Raw genomic sequence first — 24647 nt, 5'->3', positions numbered from 1 at the left:
AGATAAAACGTGAGGAAGTTTTAAGTCGCCAGAACGCTGGCCAAAGAAATCAAATCCAACTGATTCTTCTTCTCGTTCTTCGTCACAAGATCCAAAGGCACCTGAATAAGTCGTTCACCTTCAGTTCCGATCATCACATCACAGTAGCCCTTGAAAAGCGTATCCACAGCAGCAGCTCCCATGCGGCTTGCAAGGATACGATCCGCCGCCGTCGGAGAACCTCCACGCTGTTGGTGTCCCAAGATGCAGACTTTCGCGTCCATGCCGGATTTTTTGCGAATAGCATCCGCGAGATCGTAAGCACGTCCCGGTTTTTGCCCTTCAGCGGTGATGATAATGCTGCTGGTTTTTCCGCGGGCTCTGGCATCAACGATGCGATCAATGGCTTTATCCACGGTGGTGTTGGCGTCAGGAGTGAAGATTTCTTCAGCACCACCAGCAAGTCCCACATGAGAAGCAATGAAGCCCGAGTTTCTGCCCATGACTTCCACGATGAAAAGACGATCGTGAGAGGCGGCTGTGTCGCGAATGCGGTCAATCGCCTCTAGTGCTGTGTTCACAGCTGTATCAAATCCGATCGTTTTATCACTGCCGAAGATGTCGTTATCAATAGTGCCAGGAACACCCACAACAGGAACCTGATGTTCTTCCCAAAGTGCGTGAGCTCCGCGGAATGAACCATCACCGCCGATGCAGACCAAGGCGTCAATCCCGACAGCCCTAACATTGGCCGCGGCACGTGCGCGTCCCTCGGGGCGCATGAAATCAGTCGAACGGCCTGTTTTAAGAATGGTGCCGCCGCGCTGGATGATGTTGGCCATATCACGAAGCTGCAGAGGCTCGATTTTATTTTCCATCATTCCAACGTAACCATTGTGAATGCCGTAAACTTCAAGTTTTTGAGAGATACCGACACGAACCACAGCGCGAATCGCCGCATTCATTCCGGGCGCATCGCCACCGCTTGTGTACACACCAATTTTTTGAATTTGCTTTTGAAATTGAGCCATGAAAAGAGGCTACCGGAGCTTTGAGCTATAGACAAAATAAAAAAGGCGTCCTTGTGGGACGCCTTCTTAGGAAATCGAAAGTTCTGGCTAATTACTTAACCATAGCTTTGAATTCAGCACCTGCGCGGAACTTCGGAGCCCATGCAGCAGGGATTTTGATCGCTTTACCAGTTTGTGGGTTGCGACCAGTGCGAGCTTTACGTTTAGCTTTAGTGAAAGTACCGAAGCCAACAAGTTTAACGTCGTCGCCTTTTTTAACAGCTTTCTTGATGTTTTCTACTGCGCAATCAAGGATAGCTTCTGCTTGAGCTTTAGAAACTTTAGTTTCGCCAGCGATTTTTTCGATGAGTTGTGCTTTGTTCATGTGAACTCCTCTTTGGACACATTTGTGTGTCTCTCGTTGTAATTAAAATCTTGATGATAACTCTTCGTCATCCAATGACAGCCTCATGAAAAGACAAAAAGGCAAATTCGTCAATAGCAAAATGTGAAAAGCTCTCTGACTGCGGCTCTCTGTGCGGATTCTAGTGTTTGTCTTCACCTGGATAGTCATCGTCATCAAGGGAAGTTAAAGCATCACTTGAAGAGTCTTTGGCTGGGATTCTGTAGGATTCGCTGGCCCATTCACCAAGATCAATCAGTCTGCATCTTTCAGAGCAGAAAGGGCGGAAAGGATTTTCTGTTGAGTACAAAGCCAAACGCCCGCACTGCGGGCATTTGACCTGTCGAGATTGAGATTCGGTCATAGTCGAAATTTATTCCATGTCCTGCTATTGAAGCAAGACGCAGAGTTTATTGGAAACGCTTAAGTGTTCCAGTAGCAAATACTGCGTTCTGTTTTCCATTTTTGTAAGCCAGGTCATACTGAATTTCGCTATTGGCTAAAGTTCCCTTATGAGCCTGGATTTGGATTAGGTATCTACCAGACAAGTTGTCTGCAGCGCCATTTGCCCGAATCTCAAAAGCTTGGCTATGATTACCTTCTTTATCGGGAATAAGGCTAAATGTATTCTGGTTATTCAAATACAGTGGGTTGTGCGCCATGCCAGCTGCGTCGATTCCAAAGCTAAAGCCATAGCTAAAGTACGAAGCTGCTGGGGGATAAGCTCTAAGAACAACTGCTGGAATCATATTAGGACCAATTGTGAAGCTCAAGAAGAGAGTTCCTGATGTCCATGTGTCGCAATTAGCAAGGCCATAGTCTCTACCCCAGATGTGACTGTTTCTGTCGCAAATTGCTAAGGCCTCTCTAAGGAATTCTTTATACCCACTTCTATTTGTTATTCTAAGGCTTCCAGCAAAATCTCTATTAGCTATGGTATAGCGTGTGCTGCCATCAGCAAAGCCGACAGTTGTAGTTACTATGTTGCCACCACCGGTGCCACCATTAGGTAAAATACAAGCACTGCCATTCCAGATCGTGCCGTTAGCACAAGTCGGAGTGTTGTTATTGGAATCACCACCACTTTTTCCACACGCCACCATAAACAGCGCTGTGGAGATCGCGATCATTGAAGCTAAAAGCTTTTTCATAATAAACCTCTCTCTCGATACTTCTCTTCACTAAGGATGCAATACAGGAGTCGTGCCATCGGCACCGCGTGGTGAGGAGCAAATTAAGAGCATCTGAAGCTTTTGAGGTGTTTACATTTTTTCTTGGTGCAGCCACTTTGCGTCACTTCGGCTCAACGTAAGCGCCTTTAAACCCATTAGTCGGGCCTGTACGTTGGCGCATCTATTGCTGAGTTCAATGGAAACCGAGATTTTTTTCTGTCCTATTTTGAGACGGAGAGGTTTAGATGAAAAATGCGTTGGCGCTTCTTATTGCAGTTAGTGGATTTAGTACTATTTCATTTGCGAACCGGCCCATGTCTCGTACTGAGCCATCTATTCCTTCGGTAAACTCAGGGGTAACTTTTGGACTGGTGAGGGATCTAATTCGCTGCAAAAGTTACGTCGTTAACCCCACTGCCGCGGTGGCAGCTGATGGCCTCCTAGATATGGAAGAGGTGGACAGAAAGATCCAAAATGCCCGAGATCTTAATGATCGTGGGCAATGGCGTCGTCGTGCTGTTGAGCAATGCGTGACATGTGACTCTATCGATATTTCTTCTGGAGATACCGCGGATCAGAAACTGCGCTGTTTGCGAGAACAAGCATCGCGATTGTCCACTATTAAGAATAAAAAGTGGTACAGCGGTGCGGGAAACTTCTATCAGGCGCTTCTGTTGAACACAATTGAGATTAACCTTTTGGATAAGAGCTATGATCCGGACTATATTTCTTATGCAAGAGCATTCCGCTCGGAGGCTCGGCCTCCCTTCTATAATATTGATGGAAGTGCTGGCGTATACTCCTTTTCGACAGAACCGGATGCCACTTTATGGTTTAGGGAGCCATATCGCACTTTGATTTTTGTTGATCATGTAATGCTTCTTCGGCCAGGGGTCTTTGAGAAGTACTTTGCTACATTGCCGGATTCGCAAAAGAAAATAGCAGAAGAAGGAATGCTGAAGAAGATACTTCAAGGGTGGTCTTTTGGTGAGGAGGTTGCAAGGGCTCTTGGCGAGTCACCTTCTTTCCGTGACATGGTTAAAAGGAACTATATCGATGTCGAAAGGGCTCTCGAAAGCCAAGGAGGATACCTTGGTGGAAGCTTATGGATACTACATGCCTATTCAGATGGAGTTCTTGAAAGGATCAAGGCTTCTATTGCGGGCGAGGAGGAGCTTCAGGGTATGCGCATGAAAGTCATAAAAGGAGAAGGTGGCCTGCGTCTTTCTGTGGAAACTCTTGAAAGTCTTGGTAGACATCGCGCCAAAATCGAAGAGCTGTTGGAAATGGATTCACAGTCTGGGCAGATTTCACAGCAGTCTATGTTACAACATTTAAACAGAGCTATTACAGGTGTCGCTCTTGAAAACGACTTGGCTCTATCAGACCACTTAAAAAGAATGATGGGCTTGGCAGCAAGCTTCGATGTGGATGGAGCTGCATTGCTTTTGAAGCCTTTGCTTTGGAGTGGGCAGGGGGGGCAGTTCGTGCAGCTATCTGCACATGCGATCCAAAAGTTGCCATATGCCCGTCATCGCGAAGATATGTATCGCATGCTCAAAAGAGATTTGCCAGAGCTGCGTATTTATCAGGGCCGTATCGGAGCACTATTAAGGGCTGTGGACGATGTTGAATTGAGCGATACGGCTAATATTGATAGAACTGTAGAATCCCTAATTTCATTCCTCAGTGAGAATTCAGAATTTGTTAGTGTGGACTTGCGTGGCAACCTCCTTAGCGAACTTACAAACTCATTGTTCCAGGATACCGAAGATCGTCTTGCAGTTCTTCGCAAGGTGAAGAGCCACTACCGTACAAAGTTGGAGCAACTTCTTACAGATATCCGTAAAGGGATGAAAGAATTGTCTAAAATTGATGAGGTGTATAAGATTCCACCACCAGAAGTTGTTGTCCACCTGCCGTGTCCTGGTTGTATTCCGGCACCTCCGTCCTCTGGTGGGCCTATGCCGATTCCAGCCCCTAGGTCGAGGTAGTTCATGAAGCTTATTTCGCGCATACTCTTTTTAGTTCTTGCTGGATCTTTGCATGCGCATGCGGACTGCTATTCTGATCCGGATGAGCGGACATTAAAAGGTAAACATGGTGAAAGAGCCAAGGCAGAGGTTGTTGATCATTGCCGTATGCAGATACTGGAACTTCAGGCCGAAACTCAGGAGTTGGCAGCAATTCAAAATCTGATTGTGGAGACTGAAAAGAAGTCTTCGTCCTTCTTGAAAGACTACCATGACGTATATCAAAGTGTTTCGGACATTAAAAGACGTCTGGGGTTTTTGACGTCGGATATTAGTAGATTCAAGGGTTCCTTTGACGAGGAGAGCAAGGCCTTTATTGATTGGAGCAGCCGTCTAACGATATTGACGACAGAGATCTCTCGTCTCGAGCTTTCATTTCGGACAAAAACGGTTCTTCCCGAGGACCATCCATTAAAGAAGCTGTTTCATCTTGCTAAACAGTCTCGATCCGCAGAGGTGCGTACTCTTGTAGCTGATTATCTTGAAAAGTATCCAGATGCTCTCTATCTATCCAGTCAGCCGGATTGGAAGTCTCTTCGTGACATGCAGGAGGTAGCTCGTAATGTGCAATCTGGAATGGCAATGGCTCGGTTGCGCCTGGACAAAAGCGGCGTAGATTTTTACGAAAATCTGACGCAGGTAAAGTCTGAGAAAGTAACGGCTGTGCAGATTCAAGCGGTGTATTCCAAGTTCCGTGACGAAAGTCAGCTCACGGAGTTGTTAAGGACGTACCGTATTTTATTGGCTCAGGGAGTTTATCTAATCGTAAAAGATGATTTGAATACCCAAGCCCTGCGTCTGAAGGCTTTGGCTTCGAAGCTAGGGGCCAATGCTCAGCTAGTCCAGGAAGAGCTTGGTAGAGATCTCGCTTTGCTGGAAAAGGCCAGCGCTTTGGCCGCGAAGTCCGAGTCAGTGTACAGCTATAGAGCGCTTCAAACGGCTTTGCGTGCACAGCTAAGCGGGCTGAAGAAGGTAGCGCAACCAGGGGCTGGTCAGACTATGCAGAAGCTAGAGTCATGGTTGAAAGACACAGAAAAGCATTCGGGCCTTCCGATGCAATTGAAGGGTGAAATTCTGTACCTTGAAGTCTTGTCTCTGCAGAAGGTCAGCAAGGTGAAAAAGTGAAGAAGATGTTCATCTTCCTTTTGATTGTGCTTTTCGGCGCTGTAACGTGGGCTTCAAGTTACGGGCGAGTGCGTATCACGGTTCAGCAACCGAACACGGCCCATCATTGGAATGTCAATATGTCTTCCAACGGCACCTCATTGGTCAAATTTTCGCACGCTTTAGGTCATCCGTTGGTTGTTGATCTGTCAAGGTCGCATTTAAATTCTAACCGTGGTACGACCGAAATCAGCGCCAGCTACCGTGAGTTCCATAATGGCGAAACTTGCAAATTCCAATATTCCGTAGAATTCTCGATGAATGGGTCATCTTGGACAAGTATCGGTTATTTTTCAGCTCCGAACACGGGTGATCGCACAACAATTCCAATTGGCCTTTGCGATGGTGAGGTGTGCTCTTCGGATGGTCGTTTGCAAACTAGGATTGAACAGCAGCGTCTCGATCTGCGTAGGCAGGAAATCCGTAACGCTCGGAATAATTTGGAAGACAGTCGTAGGCGTCTGGCTGATCTTAAGAATTCTCTTCGGAAGAAGGCTGCCGAGTCCAGTTTGTTGAAAGGTCCGCGTGGCCAGAATGAGCATGCTGATCTTGAGTCAGAACAGATAAGTAAAAAGCAACTTGCTGAGCTTGAGGAGCTTAAAGATCGACTCGATACTCGGTCTGGTGTTGACGAGGTACTGACTCCACAGACAGTCGCAGAGCAGTTGTTGGCTGAGACGAATAAGGACTTGGCACAACAGCAGGCTACTGATTTGGACGGTGTTTTGCCGGCTGAAGCCAGCGCATTACGGGAGTCTTTGCAGGATCCATCAACCTTGGCCGAGCTTTCTGCAGAAGAACAACGGCAACGAAAGGCCTTGGAGTCGGCGGATACTGAAAATCTTGGTGATCTTCTGTCCGATATGTCTGCGGCAAAGGTGGGGCGTTATCTTCTTACGCATCCAGAGCTTTTCAAGGAAGCTTTGGCGATGGGGATTCGTTTTACACCTGCAGGAGACCTGATTGACGCCTGTGAGGCAGTCACTGGAGCAGAAAACTGCATGCCGGGTGGGCGGAACCTTGGAACTGGCGAACGTGTTTTGTCTGCGCTTGGTATGCTGGCTGGAAATCGGGTGCTTTGGTCAAAAATGGGTCGAATGGTCGGCGAAGGAGTTGAAGAGGTTAAGACGCTTATCAAAGGTGCCGACGGCTTGGCCGATTCGCCAGTCGCTAAAAGCATCATTCGAAATCAGTCTGAAGTGGACTTTAAGGTTATTGACCGTGCTAGCATGCAATTGTCTTTGGATAGGCTTGAAGGTCTCAAGGGTAAGTTGACAGTCGATGACCTGAACAGGATTGCCAAAGATCCAAAGGCCTTTGTTGTCTGGGACTTGAATGCTCACCGGGGGTATAATGGTCGCATCAATATCTATAAAGATATGGGTGACTTGAATTTACGTATATCTGTTGAGCCGGACTCTTATAAGATTATCTCTGTAGGAAGATTGAGCGACAATGAAATTCGTAACCGTTTGAAGAAGGGGCGTGACATTCCTCTAAATCCGTCTGCCGCTAAGGAGTGGAAATGAAATTCTCATTAAGCAGCGATAAAAAATTGAGCGAGCGGTCCATGCAGCTTGAAGAGCTCGTGCTTCTCTTGTGTCCTGATGAGGATTTAAGACCCCTTTATCTTTCTGATGATGCATCTTTGACCGATCTTGATTCACCCTATGACGATGAGATGATTCTTGTGAAGTTGCGTGAGAGATTTGGAGATAATGTCAGCTCTCAGGTATTGCAATTGGATTTACCTGACTTACTACAGTCATTGTACGGAGATCAAAAGTGTTGAGTAAGGAATCAAAAAAAATCAATCCCTATATTCTTGCTGTGGTACTTCTGGTGACTCTTTTTGTGATGGTGCAAACGCAAAAGCCGTTGAAGGCCAGATCTTCCAGCGTTTCGTTTGCGCAGGATGCGGGGTACTTTTATCTTCCACCGGGCAGTCCAAATGTTTCTGGTGTGACAGAAGATCAATATCGTCAGTTGATCGCAGAATTTCAAAGCAAGTACATAATGCCTGTCTATAATACGACAGGAAAACCTCTGGTGATCTCTTACGACTGGGAGAATCCGTATTTTGCGGGTGGCTCGATGGATAAAGGCACTTACTTTCAGGTGATCTTATGGGGTGGACTTGTGCGGGCACCAGGGGCTTCTTTGGAAGTTCTGGCTGGTATTTTATGTCATGAGATCGGGCACACGATGGGGGAAGAGCCCCGCCAAACATTCACAGGTGCTGAGTGGTCTTCTTCTGAAGGGCAGTCCGACTTCTTCGCGGGCAGAACATGCATTCCTGAATTTCTAAAGGCCCATCCCGAGTTGGCGACAAAGGTCAGTACCGAAGCGCTGTCTGTTTGTGAAGGCAATCAACTTTGTGCCAGAACAGCCCAAGTGGGTTTGGAAATGGTTCGATTCTTTCAGAAATATGATTCTCAAAAATCGGCTCCAGTTTCGTTGCTGACGCCAGCTCCTGCTTCGAAGGAGCTTTTACGTAATGTCTATCCATCTGTGCAATGCCGTCTGGATACCTATACGGCAGGGGCACAATGTCAGTTAGGCGGGACCTGTCGTCCCCCGGTCTGCTGGCTTCCGAACTAGCAGGAATAATCCCAGAACCACAATCAGCACACTGATCCAGCTTGAAACCGAAAGCCCCAGTGAAGGACCCCGGAAATCATCGCGGAAGGACTCCATCAGCAGTCGACCCAGTCCATGCAAAACCATCCATAGGAAAAAGATGCTGCCCGGATTTTGCAGCCAACGAGGGCGAAGAGGTCTGGCAATAGATTCTGTTCCCAATAAAACAAACAAGACACCCAGTTCCCACAAAGAAGCATAGGCTTGAGTGGGGTGGCGTCCGGCAACAGCCCAGGGAAGTTCACAGGTTTTTCCATAGCAGCAACCCGCAAGGAGACAGGCCATTCGACCTAGCATATAGGAGAGTGACATCACGGGTGCAAATAAATCCAGATAATCTTCAAGGCGAACCCGAGCCATAAAGACTAAATAGATAACACTGCATAAGGTGGCCAGGATCGCCCCACCATAGAAGACAAAGCCACCATTCCAGAAATAGAGAATGCGAAGATAGTCTTCCTGATAATAAGGGAAGCTTTCATAAAAGACGTGGAAAAGTCGTCCGCCAATAAAGCCGCTGACCATGATGATGAGACTAAGGTCCAGAGCCACCTTGCGGGAAAGCTCACGCTGATCTGCGCGGCGAGTGACCCATAGAAGCCCCAGGCAAACGGTGAGACTCAGAATGAGATAGTAGGTCGGAATGGAAAGATTGGGTGAAATTGAGATGGTGGGAAACAAGCTTCCTCCGCTATACCGACGATAGACTTAATTTTCTTTCATTACAGGAAATATTCAAGACGATTCTAGTCAAGGGGCTGTAACTAAATACATAATAGTTCCTATATGAAATTGCATCCGGCTGAAATTGCCAAAGAAATTCGGGATTTCTCTTTCTTCAAATCCTTTACGGATGACTTGCTTTTGCAAACGTCTGTTATGATTCATACCGAGTCATTTGCGGCCGGAACCGTTCTTTTGCAAGAGGGTGCAACAAACAGTTCCTTGTTCTTTCTGCGAACAGGCAAAGTGGAAGTTTCGCTAGCCTCTGAAGTGATTGCCACATTGGACACACCGGGTGAAGTTTTCGGTGAAATGAGTGTCATCACTAAAAATCCGACCTCGACTACGGTGAAGGCGCTGACTGCGGTGGAATGCTTTGTTATTCGTACAGAAGACTTTGCCCATGTGCATCCGAAAGACAAAGACCGTTTTCAAGCTCTTCTTTTTCAGATCTATTGCAATGTGCTGACCGAGCGCCTGGTGAAAACCAATGAAAAGGCCCGCCTGTTTGAAATTCTGAATCGTGAACTTCACGAAGCTCAGCAGAAAATTGAAAAAGTCGGTGGACGAGTTTTGTTGGTAGAACCGGATAAAAAACAGCAGCTTCCAGTGCGCATGGCATTGGGGGGCACGGGTGTCCATTTGGATATTGCCAATGACTCGGAATCAGCCCGTCAATTCCTGGCTGAGAATAAATACGATCTGGTTCTGTGCGAAGAAGGCTGTGTTGAGATCTTAAAAGAGGTCCACGACAAGAAGGCCGCTAATTACTCTGTTCTGCTGACCAGTAAGGATGTGCAAGGAAACCTGCAGATCCTTAAGACGAACCGCCATGTGGATCATATTGTTTCCCGGGATGCCGAAGATCGCAATGTCACGATTCGCTATATCCTGACTGCCTTAGGAAAATTGCTGAATAAAGACCTTTTTGGTATCGAAAAATATCTGACTTGGGGGGTAGAGGTCCAGAATAAGCTGGTGTCCTGCTCTAACCAACGTGAGGGTCTGCGTGAAGATCTTTATGGGTATTTCAAAAAAATGGGTGTGCGCTCGACGGTCCTGGATCGGGTGAACACAGTCGTTGAAGAAATGCTGATGAATGCGATCTATGATGCCCCTGTGGATTCCCAGGGGAAGTCCATCTTCAATCATGTTTCCCGTAAAGAAGAAGTGCAGTTGGATACCCACCAGCAATCCCAGTTGCGTTATGCCAGCGATGGAGTGCTTTTGGCTGTTGCGGTAAAAGATCCATTTGGATCTCTGACCAAAGATATTATCATCGACTATCTTATGAGTTGTTATGGCGGTCAGGCGGGTAGCATGAATGCTGACAAAGGCGGCGCTGGGCGTGGGCTGCATCAGATTATCGAAAATGCAGACCTAACTATATTCAATGTAAAAAAAGGCGTGCGCACCGAAGTGATCTGTCTGTTTAATATCGACGGACAAAAGCGTGAAGCACAGCCTTCTTTCCATTATTTCTTCGTATAAAGCAGCAATCCTATCAGCATCTGCCCCAGCAAAACACAAGGCACTGTGGGTAGATTTGTGGATTGCAAAGAAACAACAAATCCCAAACCACTGCCAACCAAAGCAATGACTAACATTTTAACCAGATAGCTCTTGAGATTGTGGCTGCGTGAAGCGGCGAAGCTGGTTGCGATGAACAGACTTCCCATCGTGTACAGGTAGCCCATGCTCTGAATGGCCATTGTGGTCAGCAGTAAAGTGCCCAGATCAAAAAGATGGTTCTTCCAATTGCGGTGAATGGCACTGTGATTTGCAAGTTGGAAGGATCGCAGCGACAGATCCCGCCAGTTGCTCAGCAGGAAAGCTCCAAAAAGCGATGCTCCCAGCAGACAGCCGATGGCACCGGCGTCACTCATCACCGCCAGATCACCAAAGTAAGAGGCCGCAATATGACTTTCCAATGCTGGGGTCATATAGCTGATCAGATAGGTCAGTGCCAGAAAGAAGACGAACAAGGTTAGATAGATATGATTGCGGTCGGACTTGGATCTAATAAATAAATCAGTCAACAACAGTGTGACCCAACCCAAAGAAAGTCCGATCAGCAGACTGATACCATGAAAATCAGTTTCCAGCAGAATGTTGATGACAAGCCCCAGGACAATTCCCAAGGAAGCTCCTTGTCCCAGAACAAAGATCTGCGCGCTTTTTTCCCGGGCGGTCCATTGTGCCCCGATCAATGCCAGAACACCTGCCATGATGACAGAGGAAGGCAGAGACCATTTATAGATTTGTAAAAGAGGCAGAAGCGATGTCATCGAATCTCCAAAGAGCGAAGGTTTTTCCAGACGGAACTCAAAGGGCGATGAGACACCAGAATCAGTGAGCTTTGTGGGTGTTCATTCAAGAAGAAGTTCAAAGCTTCTTCCAGAATATGCCCGGATTCCTGATCGACGTGGTTGAACGGTTCATCCAGAATCAGCAGACGAGGTTTTTTAGCCAGGGCCGAGGTCAGAAGGATCTTCTGTCTTTCCCCGCCGCTGGCTGTATTCCACTTTTTATTCAGATCCAGATTTTTAAGCAGTCCTTCGTTGGGGGACGGTGTGCCCAGAACATCCTGCAGGGTCAGTGGCAGGTGAAAATGTAAATTTCCTAATTGAGGCAGATACTGCACCTCTTGCAGGGGCACATGGAAGTTGTATGTTCCTTTGAACGGCTTATGCAGACCCAGAAGAGTTTTCAAAAAAGAACTTTTGCCGGAGCCATTTTCACCTTTTAAAAGCAACACTTCACCTTCCCCAAGATCAAAACTGATCTCGGGAGAAAGGAAGTTGCCTTCAGGGCTCAGAACCCGGACTTTATCAACTTGCAGCAAGGACTTCATTGAATCGCATTTCCTAAAATCTTTTGCAGAGCTTCGACAGAGACCGCTTCACCTTTTGTTTGCACGTAAGAGGGAACAGTCACCACTTTGACTCCGGACAGTTCCTGGAATCTTTCCAGAGTTTTGTGGGGAGCGGAAGGGCTTGCCAGCAAAATTTTTACGTTCTGCTCTTTGGCCATTTTGGCTGCCAGAGCCATTCGGGCCGCTGACGGTGGCATTCCGGGCTTGTCTTCAAGAGAACCCGCAGACTCCAGTCCGTAAGATTTGAAGAAGTAAGTAAATTCTTTGTGGTATTCCATCACTTTGATCTTGGGAAGATTCTTGGCCACTTGTGCGTGCAGATCTGCCATGGTCTTTTTAAACGTATCATAATTCTTCTGGAAGAAGGCTTCTTGTGAAGGCAGCGCTATTGATAGTACACGCACAACTTCCTGACCGCCTTCGGCCAGCTTCAATGGATCCAGATTGAAATGCGGATTGCCGTGGGCATGAACATCCCCCAAAGAGCGATCAACAATTCCTTTGGGAATTTCCAGAGGTTTGACAGTTTTTCCAAGAAAGCAGGAACCGGCCCCACCGTCTTGAATTTTACTGTTTCCGGATTTACTGAGCACTTTGGGAAGCCAGCCCACTTCCAACTCCAATCCCATAGCGCAGACAATGTCAGCCCGGTTGACCTTGAGAATATAATCGGGACGAGCTTCGGCAAAATGAGGATCTTCGGAACCGTTCAGCAGGCTTTGCACTTCGACCTGATCCTGGCCAATCGCGCGAACCACCTGGGCAATATCCGGAGTTGTCGTGACAACTTTGATTTTGGCTTCGGCGGAAAGAGCAAGACTGAAAAGTGTACAAATAAGATATTTCATAGATGTCCTTTAGAAGGAATGCGCCGGGTGTGCACCCAGAATTGCGACCCACTGGAATTCAAGCTTCTGGTTGATCGTATCGGATTCACCCTGATAAGTTTGATTATCATAAGTGTAAGCCACACGTAACAACGAGAACTCACTGTTTTTAAATGTCAAAGTCGGTACGACTGCATAGTTCAGATTTCCTTGTCGGGAACCATCGCTGACAGATGTGCGGTTGAGCTCTGAGAAAAGATCCATACGCAGACCCAGGAAGAGCCGTTCGGAAAGAGCTGTTTGTGGGAATACATAGGCGCCGATCTCTTCTGTCGTCTCAAGGCCCGGGCCGCTTTGATTGCGATACCAGAGTTCTGATTGCACCAGAAGCCGGGTCGTTTTTCCTTCAGTCTTCTTAAATACGAAATCAAAACCATACAGTTGGGTTTTTAGTTCCTCAGCGTCGGTTCTGCCCAGATAGTTGGCGCCCCACTGTAAGGCTCCACTTTCACCCATATCTACAAAATTCACAGCATGCAGATAGTGCGTGGGAACATGAGGTTTTTCACTTCCGCCATGACCATGTTCGTCGTGATGGTCATGGCTTCCATAGGTGTATCCGTTGGTCACTCCGACTGTGATGTCCCAATAGGCTTCTGTCGGCAGCAGAGTTGAAAACTCCGCTCCGGTGTCAGCAACGCCTTCTTCGCCAAAGAAATCTGATTGTACTCGGGGAGCGGAGACAAAGGCCCAATCGTGTCTATGGGTCTGATTCAATTTACCGACACCCAAGAAGAACTTTCCGGCGCGGAATCTTGAGTTGGGAATAAGTTTGCTGGAGCCGACATAGGCCTCATGCACTTCGGCAACGAACTCACCTTCTTCATTGTGAGCCGCAAAGTTCAAAGTGGCATCAAAGGTCGGATCAAGTGGGCCGAAGAAAATCAGTTCAGCAGAGCGGACATCCAATTTGTTTTCTGTCGAATCTTCAAAGTGCAAAGGGGCGACAAAGTCCAAGGCTGCCGCTGACTGCATGTTCTGCAGAATTTGGGCGTGAGCGTGGGGGGCCGAAGCTAGCAAAAGGATAAGTACTAAAGATCTCATTCGGGGCATCCTTTGATGAGTAAAGTTGTCTGTTATTCAGCTTCTAGCATCGCCACTTTCTAAATGCAATATATTTGCATTTAGAAAGTGGACTGAGAACTGAACCGCTGGGGATGGAAATTAAGGTATTGAAATTATTAAATATTACTAAAATTGAGCGTGGCATATTGAGGGGCAGCGAATCGTTGCATTTCAGAGTCTGCGGTTGCGGACCTCAGGGGCCTCAGCTACAACGGGGGCATGCCTGGATTGATTCGTTTTCGCTGGATTGCCATTGTCTGTTTGTTGCTTGGAACGATCCCACTCTTGAAGTGGGGTTATTTAGATAAGCGGCACTTCCCATACATCATCGCCGTGTTGGTGCTGTTGGGAGTTTTAAATGTTCTGGGGCAGGGTATTTGGCCGAAAAAAGAAGAATATGGTCAGAAGCATGTTCTGGTTCACTTGTGGGTGGATCTGCTGGCGGCGGTGGGGCTGTTGTTTGTAAGTGGCTCTGCCAATAATCCGTTTGTCAGTATTCTGTGCATTCATTCCTTCTTGGGTGGAATGCTGCTTAGAAAAAAAGCCTCCTACCTGTTTGGGGCATCCGTCTTATTTTTACTTTTGATTTTGCAGTATGAAACTTATCTGGATGCGCAAAACACTGTGGGCATTGATTTCTCGGAGCTGTCATTGCGCTTTCTTTCGCAGTGGGTGTTGATCACGGCTTCTTGGTTTGTCAGTCATTATTTCTCTGCGCTGTTGGCAAAAAAAGAACGTCGTATTCGCCTGCTTCAGGATCGTCAGCATCAGGCGGATCGTTTGAAATCTTTGGGTGCCTTGACGGCGGGTTTTTCGCATCAGTTGGCAACACCGATGAACTCCCTGAAGCTTCGTATGGAAAGGGGCCTTCGTAAGCTGGACACAGACGTGACTTCCGCGCGGGAAGAACTGCAAAAGGCGCAAAGCTCTTTGGATGAATGCGTGGACGTGTTTCAGCACATGGCTTCGGTCTTTTCCCGTTCTTCGCAAAGTGAATTGCAACATGTTGAGTTGCAAACTTTGGTGAAAGATCTGGTGGCTGTCTGGGAAAAAGAAAATCCTGTGGTTAAAGTGGAAACGCACCTGACAACAGACAGCTTGCCATGTCGATTGCAGACCCTGGCTTTTTCTCAGACGTTATTTGATCTTTTGGACAATGCCTTGGAAGCTTCTGGAGTTGAGGCGACATTGTATGTTCGCCTGTATCAGAAGGACGCGTGGGCAGTGCTGGAAGTGGTCGACAAGGGGTCTGGAATTTCGCAAGAGATTCTGTCCCGCTTGGGAGAGCCTTTTGTGACTGGTAAAGAGGCCGGTAACGGACTGGGTATTTATTCCGCGCAAATGATGGCGCAGGCTTCGGGGGGAGATTTCTCGATTGCCAATAACACTTCTGGAAAAGGCGTAACGGCACAAATCCGCCTGCCTTTGGAGGAGAGATAAGATGGAACAACTGCATACAGCTAAAACAATTTTGCTGGTGGAAGATGACAAGGGCCTTCGTGAGGTCCTGACAGAAGAACTGCAAGAGCGCGGTTTTCAAGTCAAAGCCTTTGCCGAAACCCCGCAATGGTCGGAAGTTCCTCGTCTGGACTGGGCGTTGTTGGATCTGCGTGTGGGCAGTGAAAACGGTTTGGATTTTCTGAAAGAGCTTAAAAGTCGTTTCCCTGAAGTCAAAGTGGTTATGATGAGTGGTTTTGGCAGTGTGGCTTCGGCAGTGAAAGCCATGCAACTAGGGGCGCACAACTTTATCGCCAAGCCTGTGACCGTTGAAATGATTCTGCGAGCTTTCGCTGAGCAGGGAAGTGAAACGGAGCTGCCGGAAGAAGAGATCTCTTTGGCGCGTATGGAGCGCGAATATATCGACTATGTTCTGCAAAGTTCTGAAGGCAATATCACTCAAGCCGCGAAGAAGCTGGGCCTGCATCGTCAGAGCCTGCAAAGAAAGCTCCGCAAAAACATCCCCCGCAAATAAAAAAGGCGCCTATGTGGCGCCTTCTTCTTTTTCTTTCTTTTTATTTTCCAGGAACATCAACAGAAGCAGAAGTCCTACGCCACCAACGATGGCCATGTCTGCGATATTAAATGCAGGCCAGCTCCAGCGGTTGTACAAATGGAAATCCAGGAAGTCGATCACGTAACGGAAGCGCACGCGGTCGATGTAGTTTCCAATCGCACCACCAAAGATGCTGGAAAGAGCGATGATTTGCTTTGTGTCAGTGTCTTTCACTCCACGCAGGATGCCCAGGATGATCACCAGTGCGATCGGTGGCATGGACAGGAAGAAGATCTCACGGAAGGAAGGATGGCTTTCAGCCAGGAACCCGAAGGCCGCACCGAAGTTTCTTACATATGTTAGATTGAAGAAATTCGGGATTACGATCACGGACTCACCCAGGTGGAAATGGGTGTGTACGTACACCTTCACCAGTTGATCCATGGCTACCAAGAAGCCGGAAATAAGCACAAGCCAAATATATTTGTTCTTCATATGGGGGGCAGTATAGCCCAACTCCTGCCGGATATTAAATGATTTCGTAGAGATATAAGCTTACTTCAGAAGGGCTTTGGAGCGGCTGTAGCCGACTTTGATCAGCATGCGAAGGGCTTCCAGATCGGAACTCAGGTTGAACTCACCTTTGACTTCCTGAATCATGGCTTTGGAGCCGCAATCCAGCAGATCGACAAGATCCTGGGTGTGAGACATCGTCGTTAGTGTCTTTTCGGTGTAGGACACTTGGGTTTGAGCAACAGGTGCCGGTGTTGCCACGACCATCTGTTGAGCAGGAGTCATCATCGGTTGTGCCTGAACGGCAGCAGCGGCGGCGGCTGTCATGACAGGTCTGTCGAGCTCGCCCATCATACCTGCCAGACTTTTCAGCTCATTTTTGAAATTCTGAATGGAAGGTCTTTCCAAAGAATGATCACCATCGCGAGTGGCTTTCAGATACAAACTGACCAGAATATCCGGAGTCGTTGCCATCTCCTTGATAGAGCTATTCTGCACCATAAGCCACTGGTAGGCCTTGAGCATCGTCTCTTTCGTGTATGCCTGTGGTGGCAACGGATTCATGGTCATTAATTAAAAACTCCGCGGGTGAGGGAGCCCAAACTACAGAGTTCATAACTTTGAGTCAATGCAGACTAGGGGCTATTTCCAAACATTATGTGCTCAAAAAATACGCACCTCTAGATAGGGGGCCTGTCTGCCTATTACAAAACTAGAGGCGACGCAGAAAGGCTCTGTTTATGAAAAACTTTTTCTTGATTTCAGTCTTTTCGTGTTCAGCGGAACGCAAGAGAGATTCGCCTTTTTGTCTTTGGAATTCTGAAGTTTGCCGGGCAGATGTGTTTCGCGCGAAACCCAGCTTAAAAGAAAACTGCCGGGAGGTCCCGGCAGTTTTGTGTGTGAACTTAGTTGGAATAGTCTTTGGCAACGATTCCGTATTTTTCGATCTTACGCAGAAGCGTCTTCTTGGGAATGTTCGCATGCAATGCTGTCTGGTTGATGCGTCCGCGGAAGGTCTTTAAAGCCTTGATGATAAATTCTTTTTCAAAGGCTTCTTTCTGCGCGTTGAAATCCAGATTTTCACCAGAGTATGGAACGATATAGCTATCTTCCATATCATCAGAGTCCAGACTCAAGTCACTGTCCTCGTCGTCACCCAGCGTGGCGTGTGCCTGAGCCGCAGATCCAAGGCCTGCTGCCGCAACGGTTTGGGCTGTCTCCTGAGCTGGAGGAATATCGATCAGATTCGTACCTGTCGCCATCAACAAAGCTTCCGGCAAAGAAGCGATCGTGATGATGTTGGTCATTTCCAGAACGAAAGCGTGTTCGATCACGTTTTCAAGTTCACGGATATTTCCCGGCCAGGAATGCTTTTTCAGAACCGCCATCGCATCCGGAGCAATGCCGTTAATGCGTTTACCGTGAGCCTGGTTGAACTTGCGGATAAAGATGTTCACCATGTGTTCCATGTCATCTTTACGTTCAGCCAGAGCAGGCAGGAATATAGGTACAACGTTCAAACGATAGAACAGGTCTTCACGGAAAGTTCCTGCTCTGATCATGTCTTCCAACGGACGGTTGGTGGCCGCAATGATACGAACATTGGTTGGGAATTCACGATTGGAACCGACGGGAGTGAACAGCTTTTCCTGAAGTACACGCAGGATTTTCACCTGCATCAGTTGTGGCATGTCGCCGACTTCGTCCAAGAACAAGGTGCCGCCTTCAGCAAATTGGAATTTACCGATTTTGCGTTGATCAGCGCCAGTGAAAGAACCTTTTTCGTGTCCGAACAATTCAGACTCGAACAGGTTTTCCGGGATGGCAGAACAGTTGATCGCAACGAACTTTTCGTCTTTACGGGCCGAGTTGAAATGGATGGCTTTAGCCACCAATTCTTTACCCGTACCGGAGGCGCCACGGATCAGAACCGGGGTTTCAACTTTAGCCAGACGATGGATAATGTTGAAGACTTTCTGCATTTGGGAAGTGTGACCGATGATTTTACGGCCTTCTTCAACCATGACAGGTGCAGAAGCTGCGATATTGGAAATCAGGGTGTGTGCATTAACGGCTTTGTCGATCAAGGCGATCAGGTCATCACCAGCTACTGGTTTTTGCAGATAGTTGAAGGCGCCGTCTTTAACTGCCTGGATAGCGTCGTTCAGGGTTGCGTGCGCAGTCATGATCAGAACAATCGTCCCTGGATCAAGCTCTTTGATCTGGCGAAGGGTTTCCAAACCGTTCATGCGAGGCATGTCCACGTCCAGAATCACAACATCATACTTCTTATCACCAGCTTTGATTTTCTCCATGGCATTGACGCCATCGAAAGCTTCATCAACTTCGAAGCGCTGTGTGACTGATAAAGCGGACTTTACTGAAAGTCTTAAGCCCTGATCGTCATCAACAACCAAAACCTTAAGCATGTGTACCCCCTTGCTCGATTGGTAGTTCTACCGTAAAAGTCGATCCATTACCATGGGAAGATTCTACAAAAATACTTCCCCGGTGCAGTTCCGTGAAATATTTCGCCAAGTACAATCCAAGGCCAGAGCCTTTGATCGGCGAGGACTTCACGTTCTTAGAGCGGAAAAATTTCATAAAGATGTTTTGTAACTCATCCTGAGGGATGCCAGGGCCCTGATCGGCCACTTGAACGATGACCTTGGTGTCGGTCTCTTCGCTGCTAACCATGATTTTCGTGTCTTCAGGACTGTATTTGATGGCGTTTTCAACCAGGTTTGAGAAGACCTGTTTCATCAGCTCAGGGTCCACCGGCACCGGGAACATCGGCTCCAACTCAGACACGATCTGGATACGTTTCACTTTGGCAAGGAACTCATGCTTGCGGATAACCTCTTGAAGCAGGTTATTGATGTCCTTGCTTTGCAGGTTCAGTTGCACACCCTGACTTTCAATACGGCCATAGCTTAAGATCGCATTGATGAATTTCAAAAGATCATCGGAAGAATGTTTGATCGTATCGACAGCCTCGCGCTGCTGGGTGCTCAATGCGATATTGTCCGACAGGATCACATCGGTCATTCCCTGAATACGCGCAATCGGTGTCTTCAGGTCATGGGACATCATTGAAATGAAGTTCGTCTTAAGTTCTTCCACCTGACTTAGCAGTTTATTCTTCTGGTAGTACTCCCAACTGCGTCGGTTTTCGACGATCAGGCGGTAGGGGATGAAGAAGTAATAGCACAAGAGGATGGTCAAGAGAGGGGCTGCCATAGGAAGCCACAAACCCAGAGTCCAGAAGGCAATAGCGGAGATAAGGATGAAGCCAGTTAGTGTGGCTCCCAATACCAGAAGACCTCGTGTTGGCTTCATTGTTAGAACGACCTGAGTCGTTAAGATCGATGCTATCAGAATGAAGAGCCAGCTAATGTATTTGGAGACTTTAATAGGGGCGGAGTTTTTAATCAAAGTGTCGATGATATTGGCCTGCATCTCGATGCGGGTCATGGCCATTACGTCACGGCTGAATGGCGTAGTGATGTATTCGGCCTCGTTCAGGCCAAGGTCTGTTCCGACAATGACTATTTTGTCTTTGAAGCGGGAAAGGTCTGCCTGTCCGTTGAGAATGGACTCGAATGATGTCGACGGATAGGATTTTGCCGCGTGGAAGTCTATGTATGCCTGATCTGTTCCATAGAAATCAAATAGCCCTCTTAAGCTTGGAAGATCGGCGGCCTGTGGATTTACAAGTGCTGCCAAGCGGACTGGCAACATCGTTTGATCCTGGTAGGTCAGAATCATACGCCGCGTGACCCCGTCTTTGGCGAAGTTTACTAGGTCAGTTGTTTTCGGCGCAGGAATCGTAGCTACCTTTTCCAAAGGATCCGCAAGGAAGAGTTGATCTTCTTCCCCCTTCATCTGGGTAGTGCGTCCAGCAACATATACGTGGGGCGTAGAAATGATGGCAGCTTCCCAAGCGTTCTTGTCATTAATGCTTCCCGGGGTCTCATCGAGAATGAAATCATATGCGATGGCTTTAGTTCGGTGGGTGGCTAACGCTTGAAGGAGGGCTATTTGCTCTTTGGCGGAGGGGAAACCTTTATAGAGTTGTACCGTCTGTGGTGTGATGTAAATCAGTTCAACATTGTCGGAAACGGTGTCGCCAATTTTGGCCCGAACCCGAAGATCATAGAGGTATGACTCGATATATTCTAGATTTGTCTGCGCAATGAAAAATGAAATCCCCACTGCAAAGAGCATTCGCAGCGCAAGAGCTTTAAGTGAACTTTTCGTTGAAGTTCCTGATTTCTCGTCAAGAGAGGGAGGGAGAGCCATGATATCCTGTCTTTTAACGAACCGGGATACAGCCGCCGCCACTAGTGTCGCCGCCCCCTGGCCCAGCTTTTGGATTTGTGTTAGGCTTGGGCTTTTGAGGTTTGATTTTTTTGATATGAGTCTGTTGTTCCATATAGTCCTCTAGCAGGAGGCCCTGCTTAGTTTATAATACATAAAAGTAGTTCCAAGCAAGGTGCGGGTGCGGTAGCAGAACTGACCGTCCTTTTGATGCTTGTTGCCAGTGCCTTTTTTGTGAATGAACATGCATCCGCCGCCGCACATAAAACGTGCCCAGCAGCTTTGGCAGTTGTTCTTTTCAATCAAAGGAGCGCTTTCATTTTCCATGCGAGCGAAGTCCACGTTGGTGTTTTCACCCACTTTTTCTTCTTTATTCCCAACTTCCCAAGGGCAGGTGAAAAGGTTGTTCTTGGCATCCATGACCAGAAATGACTTTCCTGAACCGCAGAAGTTTTCAGTCTGTTGCTGGTTGTCCAAGGCGTTGAAATACTGGTTGAAGAGAGCGATCTTGCGCAGCTCGGTTTCGCCGCCTAGAGAGTAGGCCTTAGCGGCTATGCTGTTCATTTGCTCAACATAGTTTCGATTGCTGGCGTCGTCGTTTTCTTCAACTGAGTATGTGAACTCATAGCGGTCTGCATTTAGTGACTGGAAAAACTCATGGGCCCTTACAATTTCCAGATTGTTGCGATTGAAAACTCCGTGCAATGTCAAAGAGCCCAAATCACTTCTGGAGGACTCCAGCAGTTTTAATCCTTCAACTATCAGAGAAGTGCTACCGACACCGTTTTTAGTTGGGCGTGCTTTATCGTTGATTTCAGCTGGTCCGTCAAGGCTTACGGTGATGTTCGCTTTGAGCTGTTTAAGTATATTCAGAGTTTTTTCATTAAAAAGAGTTCCATTTGTCACGATGGAAAAGCGAGTTGTAATGTCACGACCAGCTGTCATCAGTTGAACATAGTTGCCGATTTCCTGAATACCATCCGGATATAGTAGAGGCTCGCCACCCAAGAATGTGATATTGAAGCTGCTGCCCTCGGGGAGGCGCTCCAGGAATAGTTTAATCTGAGGCAGAGTTTTTTCGACATTAATTTTGGTTTGTGCCGAACCATAAGTGCCATCTCCACCCGCAGCACAGTAGGTACATTTCAGGTTGCAGATTTGAGTAACGTTGATGGTAAGGCTGCGAATACCAACGGACACGTTGCCCGATTTTACTTCGGGGTTGTTTTCAATCTCCCACGTGGTCAGCGCATTGTAGGCCCCGGACAAAGAAGGTTCAGAATTGGACATTTCATTCCAAGTGTCTTCGGAAATTTCGGCGACTTCGAGGTTTCGGGCATGGAATGCCAACGGAGATCCTTGTCCCCATTTAAATGCCACAATGTCCTTGTATCGTCTTTGTTCCATAGTCACTCGGGTATTTGCAATAAGTGTTCCATAATGAGGCAGCGGGGGTCTGTAATTATGTCCTGTAATTTCAATATCTTACGTTGTGGCTCGGTGGTGTATTTTGGGCCCCAAGGGCCCTCGGGTGGGGGCAAAAGGAAACTATTTCAGAGTTGTCTAGTTGGTAGGTAGAGGACTTAATCCAGTCCTGCAAAGATCCGATAGGACGTATGTGAAAAATAGATCATTTTCTCATCCCCCATTCAAGCTCCTCGTCATAGGAGGAAGCCTTTTGCTTTTCTCCGCTCTCGGTGCCTTGGCTTTGTTGAGTATTAAAATGGATTCCCTTGATAGCCTTAACTTAGACCTGAGCGGCTATTTAACTGCACCGGAATATCCATTCAAAAGCGAAGTCGTCGAAGTCACCCTTTCTTCTTACAAGCGGGGCCATAACGGCGATGAGGGATTGGCCGTTGAAGATGTTACTGCCACCCTAAAAGAAATCTCTAAAGAGAAGCCAAGAGCTATAGTTTTAGCTCTTGGCACCCCGGAGATTAAGGGAAGCCGCAAAGCATTGGATTTGTTTGTAAAGGAAAGTGAGAAGATTCCAAATCTTTTCTACTATTCAAGGTGGGGGCAGCCGACTGGAGGAGCTTTCAATAATACTGAACCATTCAGTGCGTTTAGTCGGCAAATAGGGAATAAATACGCCATTGATACTAAGCTCGGCGGAAAAGACAATAAGAGTCGACGCTTGGTTCTTAGTATGAATGGTGTCGACTATGATGATGAGCTTGTGGGGCTTTCAGACGTTATGGGGCTGCAGTTGCCAGCACTGGAGCGCATGGAAGGGAGCTTTAAGCTTTTCAACTCTATTCAGGTCTACCTCAGATTCTATTCTGAATCATCAATGAAGGATTTGGAAGTTTCCAGAGAAGAGCTGTCGAGGGTAAAAGGTAAAATTGTTTTTGTTGGCACTCGGGATGCGCATTCCTCTTTGTTGGGGATTCATCCCTTTAGCAGGTTTGACTTTTTCCCTGATGAGACGACGGAGCATTACTATTCGGAACCATCTTATCTTTCGACGGTGTATTCAAATTTAAAAGCCGCTTCTTACGTGAAGCTTCCAGGAAGGCCTCTGAATCAATTGTGGTTGATGGTTGTCCTGTTTACACAGCTAGTCCTTTTGTGGCTATTTTCAGAAAGGCCTCTGGCATATCTCTGTGCTTCTTTTGGAGCCTTAGCCGTGACTTGGATTGTAAGTATAGTGTCATTTGCAGTATTCAGTGTGATGCTGGATTTTGCCCGAGCTGCACTAGGTATAATAATACTACAGTATATTGGAGTTCCTTTTCTGTTTTTACGATTTTTGCGAAAAGCAGATCAGATAAAATTGGAGCAAATTCGTTATATTGAACAACAGAAAATTAAGAACAGGTTTGTACTGAGAGCTGCCCGCGCCGATGCCAGCCTAAAAATTGCGGCGAAGATCTCACACGATATTCGTAATCCTTTAATGGCATTACAAATGGCTACGCGCTTTATCAAGGGGCAGGTCTCCGAAGATTTGGAAGCATTAATGCGAGAGTCAACCCTGCGCCTGCAGGGAATTGCGGATAGTGCGTTGACTTCCTATAAGGAGGTCTCTTCAAGTGTTGAAGGAAAAACAGATATTTCTTTGGCGACCAAGGAGCTGGTAGAATCCTTCCGTCAGCTATATCCGTACTGTGTATTTGAGGTCGATCTAGAAGAGGATCTAAAATGCTTTGTCCCGAAGTATTCTCTTCAGCGATGCATGTCGAATATAATTATGAATGCGCTGGAAGCACCGGCTGTGATGGGGAGGTCCAGAAAGATCAATTTGACAGCCGAATCAGACGTGAACTCTATCGCTCTTGTAGTTAGAGATAATGGTCCAGGAATATCTGCTGAGATTGCTGGAAGGCTCTTTCAAGAGGGGGTGACCCATGGCAAGAAATCTGGAACAGGGCTTGGTTTATACCAGGTTAAAGAGGAATTGAATGTATATGGGGCAACTGTGGCGTTCTCAAGCTCATCAGAAGGAGCAGTCTTCGAGATAGCCTTACCTCTAGAGGTTCCGTGCGTTACATTTAAGACGTCCAAAAATGTACTTGTCTTCGAAGAAGGTGGAGAATTGTATCGTCATCTGGCTAGCACTGATGGCAATGGTCAGATTAACTTTATACGTTGCCAGAGCTTAAAAGATGCGGAGTCATATATTGATAAAATCAGACGGGCCTCTCAAGAATGGACTGTATTTATCGACTTATCCATTAACTCAGATGACGAAACTGGTCTGGATCTGCTGGAGAAAATTGACCCAAATTGTGCAGTGAAGATTGTTCTTGTTACTTCTTTAGATGATTTTCCAGAGATGAAAAGTCTTCTTGAGAGACATAATGCTATTTGTATTAGCAAGAGCCGATTGTCATATATGAAATTCTCTTTGAGAAAATGAGCTTT

At 47.1% G+C, this 24647-nt stretch carries 23 protein-coding genes; 9 read left to right on the top strand and 14 right to left on the bottom strand.

What is annotated here, in order from left to right:
- Positions 1–20: 20 nt before the first annotated feature.
- The 4 genes from pfkA to ACES2G_RS15665 all read right to left on the bottom strand — a co-directional run bounded on the left by pfkA (position 21) and on the right by ACES2G_RS15665 (position 2543).
- The gene (gene pfkA, locus ACES2G_RS15680) at positions 21–1010 is read right to left on the bottom strand and encodes a 6-phosphofructokinase (protein ID WP_374000707.1); all 990 of its coding nucleotides are present in this window, start codon (positions 1008–1010) and stop codon (positions 21–23) included.
- A gap of 91 nt (positions 1011–1101) precedes the next feature.
- The gene (locus ACES2G_RS15675) at positions 1102–1374 is read right to left on the bottom strand and encodes an HU family DNA-binding protein (RefSeq protein WP_374000706.1); all 273 of its coding nucleotides are present in this window, start codon (positions 1372–1374) and stop codon (positions 1102–1104) included.
- A gap of 160 nt (positions 1375–1534) precedes the next feature.
- Positions 1535–1756, bottom strand: a complete 222-nt coding sequence (locus tag ACES2G_RS15670) for a DNA gyrase inhibitor YacG (RefSeq protein WP_347357663.1) — start codon at positions 1754–1756, stop codon at positions 1535–1537.
- 46 nt (positions 1757–1802) lie between these two features.
- A complete protein-coding gene (locus ACES2G_RS15665) occupies positions 1803–2543 on the bottom strand; it encodes a hypothetical protein (RefSeq protein ID WP_347357662.1) in 741 nt (246 codons plus the stop codon).
- Between the two features lie 266 nt (positions 2544–2809).
- Between ACES2G_RS15665 and ACES2G_RS15660 the strand changes: the two genes are divergently transcribed.
- The 5 genes from ACES2G_RS15660 to ACES2G_RS15640 are packed head-to-tail and all read left to right on the top strand — an operon-like array spanning position 2810 to position 8362.
- Positions 2810–4558, top strand: a complete 1749-nt coding sequence (locus ACES2G_RS15660) for a hypothetical protein (RefSeq protein ID WP_347357661.1) — start codon at positions 2810–2812, stop codon at positions 4556–4558.
- A 3-nt stretch (positions 4559–4561) separates the two neighbouring features.
- Positions 4562–5722: a hypothetical protein gene (locus tag ACES2G_RS15655; protein WP_347357660.1), complete on the top strand. Its 1161-nt coding sequence runs from the start codon at positions 4562–4564 to the stop codon at positions 5720–5722.
- Complete coding sequence (locus tag ACES2G_RS15650) at positions 5719–7290, top strand: hypothetical protein (protein WP_347357659.1); 1572 nt, start codon at positions 5719–5721, stop codon at positions 7288–7290. The genes ACES2G_RS15655 and ACES2G_RS15650 overlap by 4 nt, the downstream gene beginning before the upstream one ends.
- Entirely contained in the window at positions 7287–7553 is a 267-nt protein-coding gene (locus ACES2G_RS15645) for a hypothetical protein (RefSeq protein ID WP_347357658.1), read from the top strand. The genes ACES2G_RS15650 and ACES2G_RS15645 overlap by 4 nt, the downstream gene beginning before the upstream one ends.
- Positions 7547–8362: a hypothetical protein gene (locus ACES2G_RS15640; RefSeq protein ID WP_347357657.1), complete on the top strand. Its 816-nt coding sequence runs from the start codon at positions 7547–7549 to the stop codon at positions 8360–8362. The genes ACES2G_RS15645 and ACES2G_RS15640 overlap by 7 nt, the downstream gene beginning before the upstream one ends.
- Here the strand turns inward: ACES2G_RS15640 and ACES2G_RS15635 are convergent.
- Positions 8318–9082: a prolipoprotein diacylglyceryl transferase gene (locus tag ACES2G_RS15635; protein WP_347357656.1), complete on the bottom strand. Its 765-nt coding sequence runs from the start codon at positions 9080–9082 to the stop codon at positions 8318–8320. The two genes, ACES2G_RS15640 and ACES2G_RS15635, sit on opposite strands and share 45 nt — an antisense overlap.
- 105 nt (positions 9083–9187) lie before the next feature.
- On the opposite strand from ACES2G_RS15635, the gene ACES2G_RS15630 reads away from it, so the two are divergent.
- The gene (locus tag ACES2G_RS15630; RefSeq protein WP_374000705.1) at positions 9188–10615 is read left to right on the top strand and encodes a cyclic nucleotide-binding domain-containing protein; all 1428 of its coding nucleotides are present in this window, start codon (positions 9188–9190) and stop codon (positions 10613–10615) included.
- On the opposite strand, the gene ACES2G_RS15625 is transcribed toward ACES2G_RS15630, so the two are convergent.
- From ACES2G_RS15625 to ACES2G_RS15610, 4 genes are read right to left on the bottom strand one after another with little or no spacing between them, the layout of a single operon-like run.
- Positions 10600–11412, bottom strand: a complete 813-nt coding sequence (locus ACES2G_RS15625; protein WP_374000704.1) for a metal ABC transporter permease — start codon at positions 11410–11412, stop codon at positions 10600–10602. The two genes, ACES2G_RS15630 and ACES2G_RS15625, sit on opposite strands and share 16 nt — an antisense overlap.
- The gene (locus tag ACES2G_RS15620; protein ID WP_347357653.1) at positions 11409–11978 is read right to left on the bottom strand and encodes an ATP-binding cassette domain-containing protein; all 570 of its coding nucleotides are present in this window, start codon (positions 11976–11978) and stop codon (positions 11409–11411) included. The genes ACES2G_RS15625 and ACES2G_RS15620 overlap by 4 nt, the downstream gene beginning before the upstream one ends.
- The gene (locus tag ACES2G_RS15615; protein WP_347357652.1) at positions 11975–12847 is read right to left on the bottom strand and encodes a metal ABC transporter substrate-binding protein; all 873 of its coding nucleotides are present in this window, start codon (positions 12845–12847) and stop codon (positions 11975–11977) included. The genes ACES2G_RS15620 and ACES2G_RS15615 overlap by 4 nt, the downstream gene beginning before the upstream one ends.
- A gap of 9 nt (positions 12848–12856) precedes the next feature.
- Positions 12857–13930 (bottom strand): hypothetical protein, encoded by a 1074-nt coding sequence (locus ACES2G_RS15610; protein ID WP_374000703.1) that lies wholly within the window; start codon positions 13928–13930, stop codon positions 12857–12859.
- Between the two features lie 240 nt (positions 13931–14170).
- Between ACES2G_RS15610 and ACES2G_RS15605 the strand changes: the two genes are divergently transcribed.
- Together ACES2G_RS15605 and ACES2G_RS15600 are read left to right on the top strand one after the other, a co-directional pair.
- A complete protein-coding gene (locus ACES2G_RS15605) occupies positions 14171–15391 on the top strand; it encodes a sensor histidine kinase (RefSeq protein WP_374000702.1) in 1221 nt (406 codons plus the stop codon).
- 1 nt (position 15392) lies between these two features.
- Positions 15393–15923, top strand: a complete 531-nt coding sequence (locus tag ACES2G_RS15600; protein WP_347357649.1) for a response regulator — start codon at positions 15393–15395, stop codon at positions 15921–15923.
- Between the two features lie 9 nt (positions 15924–15932).
- Here ACES2G_RS15600 and lspA read toward each other — a convergent pair whose 3' ends face one another.
- From lspA to ACES2G_RS15575, 5 genes are all read right to left on the bottom strand, one after another.
- Positions 15933–16439 carry a signal peptidase II gene (gene lspA, locus ACES2G_RS15595; protein WP_374000701.1) on the bottom strand — a complete coding sequence of 169 codons (507 nt, stop codon included), beginning with the start codon at positions 16437–16439 and terminating at the stop codon, positions 15933–15935.
- A 60-nt stretch (positions 16440–16499) separates the two neighbouring features.
- Entirely contained in the window at positions 16500–17027 is a 528-nt protein-coding gene (locus tag ACES2G_RS15590; protein ID WP_347357647.1) for a hypothetical protein, read from the bottom strand.
- Positions 17028–17362: 335 nt separating this feature from the next.
- Complete coding sequence (locus tag ACES2G_RS15585) at positions 17363–18886, bottom strand: sigma-54-dependent transcriptional regulator (RefSeq protein ID WP_374000700.1); 1524 nt, start codon at positions 18884–18886, stop codon at positions 17363–17365.
- Positions 18879–20684: an ATP-binding protein gene (locus ACES2G_RS15580; protein WP_374001909.1), complete on the bottom strand. Its 1806-nt coding sequence runs from the start codon at positions 20682–20684 to the stop codon at positions 18879–18881. Before ACES2G_RS15580 ends, ACES2G_RS15585 begins: the two co-directional genes overlap by 8 nt.
- Before the next feature lie 216 nt (positions 20685–20900).
- Positions 20901–22184, bottom strand: coding sequence for a radical SAM/SPASM domain-containing protein (locus tag ACES2G_RS15575; protein WP_347357645.1), 1284 nt, complete (start codon positions 22182–22184; stop codon positions 20901–20903).
- Positions 22185–22395: 211 nt separating this feature from the next.
- Between ACES2G_RS15575 and ACES2G_RS15570 the strand changes: the two genes are divergently transcribed.
- The gene (locus ACES2G_RS15570; RefSeq protein ID WP_374000699.1) at positions 22396–24642 is read left to right on the top strand and encodes an ATP-binding protein; all 2247 of its coding nucleotides are present in this window, start codon (positions 22396–22398) and stop codon (positions 24640–24642) included.
- The last annotated feature ends 5 nt before the right edge of the window (positions 24643–24647 follow it).

Source organism: Bdellovibrio bacteriovorus, assembly GCF_041888015.1.
Classification (GTDB): Bacteria; Bdellovibrionota; Bdellovibrionia; order Bdellovibrionales; family Bdellovibrionaceae; genus Bdellovibrio.
Note: the sequence above shows the minus strand (reverse complement) of the source record. Positions and strands in the feature narration are given on the sequence as shown.

Coding starts and splice junctions, on each gene's coding strand:
- pfkA (WP_374000707.1), bottom strand. CDS start 1,010: ATGGCTCAATTTCAAAAGCAAATTCAAAAAATTGGTGTGTACACAAGC.
- ACES2G_RS15675 (WP_374000706.1), bottom strand. CDS start 1,374: ATGAACAAAGCACAACTCATCGAAAAAATCGCTGGCGAAACTAAAGTT.
- ACES2G_RS15670 (WP_347357663.1), bottom strand. CDS start 1,756: ATGACCGAATCTCAATCTCGACAGGTCAAATGCCCGCAGTGCGGGCGT.
- ACES2G_RS15665 (WP_347357662.1), bottom strand. CDS start 2,543: ATGAAAAAGCTTTTAGCTTCAATGATCGCGATCTCCACAGCGCTGTTT.
- ACES2G_RS15660 (WP_347357661.1), top strand. CDS start 2,810: ATGAAAAATGCGTTGGCGCTTCTTATTGCAGTTAGTGGATTTAGTACT.
- ACES2G_RS15655 (WP_347357660.1), top strand. CDS start 4,562: ATGAAGCTTATTTCGCGCATACTCTTTTTAGTTCTTGCTGGATCTTTG.
- ACES2G_RS15645 (WP_347357658.1), top strand. CDS start 7,287: ATGAAATTCTCATTAAGCAGCGATAAAAAATTGAGCGAGCGGTCCATG.
- ACES2G_RS15630 (WP_374000705.1), top strand. CDS start 9,188: ATGAAATTGCATCCGGCTGAAATTGCCAAAGAAATTCGGGATTTCTCT.
- ACES2G_RS15625 (WP_374000704.1), bottom strand. CDS start 11,412: ATGACATCGCTTCTGCCTCTTTTACAAATCTATAAATGGTCTCTGCCT.
- ACES2G_RS15620 (WP_347357653.1), bottom strand. CDS start 11,978: ATGAAGTCCTTGCTGCAAGTTGATAAAGTCCGGGTTCTGAGCCCTGAA.
- ACES2G_RS15615 (WP_347357652.1), bottom strand. CDS start 12,847: ATGAAATATCTTATTTGTACACTTTTCAGTCTTGCTCTTTCCGCCGAA.
- ACES2G_RS15610 (WP_374000703.1), bottom strand. CDS start 13,930: ATGAGATCTTTAGTACTTATCCTTTTGCTAGCTTCGGCCCCCCACGCT.
- ACES2G_RS15605 (WP_374000702.1), top strand. CDS start 14,171: ATGCCTGGATTGATTCGTTTTCGCTGGATTGCCATTGTCTGTTTGTTG.
- ACES2G_RS15600 (WP_347357649.1), top strand. CDS start 15,393: ATGGAACAACTGCATACAGCTAAAACAATTTTGCTGGTGGAAGATGAC.
- lspA (WP_374000701.1), bottom strand. CDS start 16,439: ATGAAGAACAAATATATTTGGCTTGTGCTTATTTCCGGCTTCTTGGTA.
- ACES2G_RS15590 (WP_347357647.1), bottom strand. CDS start 17,027: ATGACCATGAATCCGTTGCCACCACAGGCATACACGAAAGAGACGATG.
- ACES2G_RS15585 (WP_374000700.1), bottom strand. CDS start 18,886: ATGCTTAAGGTTTTGGTTGTTGATGACGATCAGGGCTTAAGACTTTCA.
- ACES2G_RS15580 (WP_374001909.1), bottom strand. CDS start 20,684: ATGCTCTTTGCAGTGGGGATTTCATTTTTCATTGCGCAGACAAATCTA.
- ACES2G_RS15575 (WP_347357645.1), bottom strand. CDS start 22,184: ATGGAACAAAGACGATACAAGGACATTGTGGCATTTAAATGGGGACAA.